Genomic DNA, 1541 nt, shown 5'->3' with positions numbered 1-1541 from the left:
CGTTACCAAACATTAAAAAGGACAGTGCAACAATGAAACATATACTTTTTATTTTAGTCAGCTTCTTAATAATTCAGACAAGTCTAGGACAGAACTTACCTTTGTTAAAAATAAGTAGTGATAGCAATTATATTGTAACACATGACAATGAACCTTTTTTTTGGTTAGGAGGAACTGCATGGGAACTTATACATCGTTTGGGTAAAGAAGAAATAGACAAATATCTGGCAGATAGAGCTAATAAAGGATTTACTGTAATACAAACTGTAATTCTTGCAGAACTAGATGGTTTGAATACACCAAATGCCTATGGAGAAAAACCCCTAATTAATAATGACCCAACTAAATTAAATGAGCAATATTTTACACATGTTGATTATGTAATAGAAAAAGCAAATGAACTTGGACTATATATAGCCTTGCTGCCATCTTGGGGTGATAAGTTCAATAAAAAATGGGGAACAGGACCAGAAATATTTAATACAGAGAATGCTAGAATATACGGAGAGCTTTTAGCAAAAAGATATCTAAATTACAATAATTTAATATGGATTCTTGGAGGAGATAGAGCACTTGAAAATGAAAATCATTTTGAAATAGTTCGAGCAATGGCAAAGGGTATTCGAGAGATTGACAGAAATCATTTAATAAGTTTTCATCCAGTCGGCGCAAAAAAAGCTACGGATTTCCTTAATGATAAGTGGCTTGATTTTGATATGTATCAAAGTGGACATAGCAGAACTGCTAAAGAGTATTCTTATGTGCTAGATAGTAAAAAATCGTCAACAAAGCGACCAATAATAAATGGTGAAGCGAGATATGAAAATATACCTGATAGATTTTGGGAAGAAAAATCACATGGTTGGCTTGACGATGCTGACGTTAGAGTTTCAGCATATTGGAGCTTAATTGCTGGAGCAGCAGGTTACACATACGGCTGTAATGATATTTGGCAAATGTATGATGTCAGCAAAGTGCCTATAATAAATGCACGGACTGATTGGCAAGCTGCACTTCAGCTACCCGGTTCTTCTCAAATGGGCTTTATGAGACGAATTTTTGAGAAACTATCATGGCAAAAGATGATACTTAATCAAAATTTGATACTAAACAATAATCCAGAGAACGAATCATATATTTTAAGCGCAATTAGTTCAGATAAAAAAGTTGTTATTGCATATACGCCAATAGGAAATCCAATTAAGATTGATTTAGCACAAATAGATTCGAAGAGAATAAATGCATATTGGTTTAATCCGCGAAGTGGTAAAATAAAACGTATTGGTGATTTTGAGAATATCACACCTCAAGAGTTTAAACCTTGGTCGAGTGGCTGGGGAAGTGATTTTCTCTTGATATTGACAGCGGAAAATTATAAGATAGATTTTAAAGATTTGAATAAATAACGTTTGGTAACAATGTGTATAATTCATAAGGGTTTCAGAGGTTTTCGAGCGTTATCGCCCGCATCAAATTTGGGTGGTAACTTGATAAGTTTGAAGCCCGCAATCCCTTACGAAATCATACACTTAACGTTGTAA

General features: G+C 33.9%; 1 protein-coding gene. It reads left to right on the top strand.

What is annotated here, in order from left to right; translation table 11 throughout:
• Window positions 1-1406: glycoside hydrolase family 140 protein (locus tag JCM15548_RS20385; RefSeq protein WP_439645468.1), on the top strand; the 1406-nt coding region annotated here is incomplete at its 5' end.
• Window positions 1407-1541: the final 135 nt, after the last annotated feature.

This window comes from Geofilum rubicundum JCM 15548 (assembly GCF_000974365.1).
Taxonomy (GTDB): Bacteria; Bacteroidota; Bacteroidia; order Bacteroidales; family Marinilabiliaceae; genus Geofilum; species Geofilum rubicundum.
This window is presented reverse-complemented; position numbering and strand designations above follow the sequence as displayed.